Below are 5,221 nucleotides of genomic sequence, written 5' to 3' on the forward strand. Positions count from 1 at the left end.
TTCATTCATTTCGAAGCTAACGTCTGGTGCAACCGCGGCATCGTTGATTGGGTTAACCGTAAGGTCAACATCCGCTGCTACAGTCGTTGTGCCATCTGAGACATCAAAGCTTAAATCGAGATCGCCATTGAAGTCTGCATCTGGAGTAACCGTGAATGAACCATCTGGATTTTGAACAACACTTGCATTGTCACCTACCGATAGGTTTTCAGCTGTTAATGTATCGCCATCTACATCTGTCGCATTCGCTAATAACTGCTCTTGCGATAAAGTAATTGTTCCATCTTCATCAACGCTGTAAGCGACATTGCCATCAACCACTGGCGCATCGTTCACTGCGATGGCAGAAATGCCCGCAGTGGTTTCAGCGGTTGCGCCATCATCATCAATAACCACAACATCCAGGCTTATTTCACCGCTGAAGTTTTCGTTTGGTGAGAACGTCACCGAGCCATCTTGATTCGTTGTTAAGACACCATCACTGCCTGAGTAGCTGACGCTATCCAGTGATACGTCGCCATCTACATCACTTGCGTTCGCAAGCAATTGTTCAGGACTAATGGTAATTTGGCCATCTTCGTTGACCGTGTAACTTGTGCTGCCCGCAACCGGTGCATCATTCACATCGGCAACTGCAATATCAATATTTGCTGGTGTTGTCACCGTGCCATCGCTGACACCAAAGTCGAGTTGTACATCACCGTTGAAGTTTTCATTTGGTGCGAAGCTGTGTGTGCCATCACCGTTATCCGTTAACACACCGTCTGTGCCGCTGTAGCTTACGCCATCAACGCTTAATTCATCATTATCAATGTCCGTTGCATTCGCAAGTAGTTGCTCATCCGTGATAACAATAATGCCATCTTCATTCATTTCGAAGCTAACGTCTGGTGCAACCGCGGCATCGTTGATTGGGTTAACCGTAAGGTCAACGCCTGCTGCTACGGTCGTTGTACCATCTGATACATCGAAGCTTAAATCGAGATCGCCATTGAAATCAGCTTCTGGGGTAACCGTGAATGAACCATCTGGATTTTGAACAACACTTGCGTTATCACCTACCGATAAGTTTTCAGCAGTTAATGTGTCACCATCTACATCCGTTGCGTTGGCAAGTAGTTGCTCTTGGCTTAGGGTAATTGTACCGTCTTCAGCAACACTGTAAGCGATGTTGCCATCTACGACTGGCGCATCGTTCACTGCTAGTGCTGTGATACCAGCTGTTGTTTCAGCGGTTGCACCACTGTCATCAACAACGACTACATCTAGGCTAATTTCCCCATTGAAGTTCTCGTTTGGTGAGAATGTCACAGAGCCATCTTCATTAGTGATTAACACACCATCAGAGCCAGAGTAAGAAACACTATCCAGACTCACTGTGCCATCAACATCGCTTGAGTTAGCTAATAACTGCTCTGGGCTAATTGTGATTTGGCCATCTTCGTTAACTTGGTATGAAGTTGAACCCGCTATTGGTGCATCATTTTGCGGAATAACAGTAATATCGATATCAGCAGTAGTTATGCTTGTACCATCACTAACTGAATAAGTTAAATCTACATTACCGTTAAAGTTTTCGTTTGGTGTGAATGTATATGTACCATCACCATTATCGGCAAATACACCATCATTACCAGTAAACTCAACCGACTCTACCGTTAATAGATCCCCATCAATATCTGTTGCACCTGATAATAAATCAGCATCAGAAATAGTAATGGTGCCATCTTCATTCATCGAGAAGTTTTGGTCAGCAATAATACTGTCATCATTAGCCGCTGTGACTGTGACATCAATTTGAGCTGGTGCAGTTCCACCATTGCCATCATCAACGAGGTAATTAATGGAAAAATCACCATTAAAGTTTTCATCTGGCGTAATGGTATAAGTTCCATCACCGTTATCTGTCACAACCCCATTAGGTATTGAAATATCAGCAATTGATGGCTGACTATCAGTCCCATCTGTATTTTCTTCGGTTACTTCATCAGTAATACCGGCAACTACATCCTCAATATTAATTGCATCTGTATTTGCGGCAACCTCATCGCTAGTTGGTAAACTAAACTCTGATTCACGACCAGCTGATTGAACCGGAACAAGCACCCCATCAACAATATCGAAAACATGCCAATGCGAACCTGTTTCGCCATCAGGAATATCTGGAGTAAATGTTTCAACTAAAGTATCACCTACATAAACCTCAACTTTAACTTCATCAACGCCATCAACATCCCATGAGTTTGTGCTGTAATTGTGGACAGAGTAATGCATGTTAGCATCTGAATAATTTGGAACAGAGATAGTCTCTGGCCCATTACCATTGGTATCATCCACATCTTGCTGGACCGTACCGTCACCTAGGTCATGGGACATATCACGGTAATAGATATGGTCTAATTCATCACCAGACTCTGTATCATATAACCATAAGTGATTATCTAAATCTGTCGTTTCTCTTGAATCTCCCCAAGTAACGACAATACGCATATCGGTCACTTCCATGACTTCAGATAGTGCCGTTGTACCAAGATTAACATCAGCTCCTTCAATGATTTCAGTTGAGCTTGTGACTGAACCATCTTGCGTAACGGTTACCGTACCTGCCGTTGAAATCGGTCCTGTGACGTTATAACTACCGTTCTCATCTGTAAGTACAGTCGTTGTATTGCCTAAATCATCGCTTAGGGTTACCTCTGCACCAACAACTGCTTCACCTGTTTGTGAATCAACTACTGTACCGGATGCTGTTGTCTCAGTACCTTGATCACCAATTGAAGCATTCAGTTCCTCATCCGTATTATCGATGTCTGATGCAAATTGAAGTAGCTCTGCTTGAGTAATGGTATAAGAACCATCTTCTTCAATAGTGATAGGAATATCGGCAGAAACCACTGGAGCATCATTAACAGGATCAACCGTTAAGCCTAAGTTAGCGGCAATCGGAACTGAGCCATCGCTGATATCATAGGAAATATCGATATGACCATTGAAGTCTGCATCTGGCGTTACGGTATAGGTACCGTCGCCATTATCCAGTATTACTGCATTTTCAGCAGATAAGTTTGATGCACTTAATAGGTCACCATCAATATCGGCTGCATTCGCTAATAATTGCGCTTGGGTAATAAGAATTGATGAATCTTCTAACGTGCTAGCACTGGTATCCGAAGTAGTCGCAGCATCGTTCACTGGATTAACCGTTAGATCAACACCTGCTGAAACTGTCTCAATACCATCTGACACATCAAAGCTTAAATCTAAGTCTCCATTAAAGTTTGCATCTGGTGTAATGGTGAATGAACCATCTGGGTTTTGAACAACCGTTGCATTGTCGCCAACGGATAAGTTTTCTGCCGTTAGGTTATCACCATCTACATCCGATGCATTCGCTAATAGTTGCTCTTGCGATAGTGTAATAGTGCCATCTTCATCAACAGAGTAAGCGATGTCACCATCAACAACGGGTGCATCATTAACCGCAAGTGTTGTAATGCCTGCTGTTGTTTGTGCTGTTGCACCATCATCATCAATAACCGTTACATCTAGGCTAATTTCGCCATTGAAGTTCTCGTTTGGTGAGAAAGTAACCGAGCCATCTTGATTAGTTGTTAATACACCATCTGTACCTGAGTAGCTCACGCTATCGAGGCTCACAATCCCATCAACATCGCTACTGTTCGCTAGTAACTGCTCAGGACTAATGGTGATTTGACCATCTTCGTTAACCGTGTAACTTGTGCTGCCCGCAACCGGTGCATCGTTCACATCGGCAACCGCGATATCAATGTTTGCTGGTGTCGTGACCGTGCCATCGCTAACACCAAAGTCGAGTTGTACATCTCCGTTGAAGTTTTCATTTGGTGCGAAGTCGTAGGTACCATTACCGTTATCAGTTAATACACCGTCTGCGCCTGTGTAAGTAACACCATCAACGCTGAGATCATCACCGTCAACATCTGTTGCATTCGCAAGTAGTTGCTCATCGGTAATGGTGATCACACCATCTTCATTCATTTCAAAGCTAACGTCTGGTGCAACCGCGGCATCGTTGATTGGGTTAACCGTAAGATCAACACCTGCAGCTACGGTCGTTGTGCCATCTGATACATCAAAGCTTAAATCGAGATCACCATTGAAGTCGGCATCTGGGGTGATTGTAAATGAACCATCATCGTTCGCCACAACCGTTGCATTACCGCCAACTGAGAGGTCAACCGCAGTGAGATCATCGCCATCAACATCAGTTGCATTCGCAAGCAGTTGTTCTTGGCTTAAGGTAATGGTGCCATCTTCATCAACTGAGTAAGCCACATTGCCATCAACCACAGGTGCATCGTTAACAGCTAGTGCCGTGATACCTGCAGTCGTTTCAGCAGTTGCTCCGTCGTCATCGATAACTACAACATCCAGGCTGATTTCGCCATTGAAGTTTTCATTAGGCGAGAATGTTACTGAGCCATCTTCGTTAGTGATTAACACACCATCAGAGCCTGAGTAGCTGACGCTATCCAGTGATACTTCGCCATCTACATCACTTGAGTTCGCAAGTAATTGATCTGGGCTGATGGTAATTTGGCCATCTTCGTTGACCGTGTAACTTGTGCTGCCCGCAACCGGTGCATCGTTGACATCGGCAACTGCAATATCAATGTTTGCTGGTGTCGTCACCGTCCCATCGCTGACACCAAAGTCGAGTTGTACATCACCGTTGAAGTTTTCATTCGGTGCGAAGCTGTGTGTGCCATCACCGTTATCGCTTAATACACCATCTGTGCCAGTGTAAGTAACACCATCAACGCTGAGGTCATCACCATCAATATCCGTTGCATTAGCAAGTAGTTGCTCATCGGTAATGGTGATCACACCATCTTCATTCATTTCGAATGCGACATCAGGTGCAACCGCGGCATCGTTGACTGGGTTAACCGTAAGGTCAACACCTGCAGCCACTGTCGTTGTACCATCTGAGACATCGAAGCTTAGGTCTAAATCGCCATTGAAGTCTGCATCAGGGGTGATAGTAAATGAACCATCGTCATTGGCCACAACCGTTGTATTACCGCCAGCAGAAAGGTCAACCGCCGTTAACTCATCGCCATCTACATCAGTCGCATTCGCTAATAACTGCTCTTGCGATAAGGTAATTGCGCCATCTTCGTCAACCGAGTAAGCGATATTGCCATCAACCACTGGTGCATCGTTCACTGCAATGGCAGAA

1 protein-coding gene is annotated in these 5,221 nt (G+C 44.6%); it reads right to left on the reverse strand.

From position 1 onward, the window contains the following. Positions 1–5,221: tandem-95 repeat protein (locus QQK09_RS17310; RefSeq protein ID WP_284205426.1), on the reverse strand; the 5,221-nt coding region annotated here is incomplete at both ends.

This window comes from Psychromonas marina (assembly GCF_030161115.1).
In the GTDB taxonomy this organism is placed as follows: Bacteria; Pseudomonadota; Gammaproteobacteria; order Enterobacterales; family Psychromonadaceae; genus Psychromonas; species Psychromonas marina.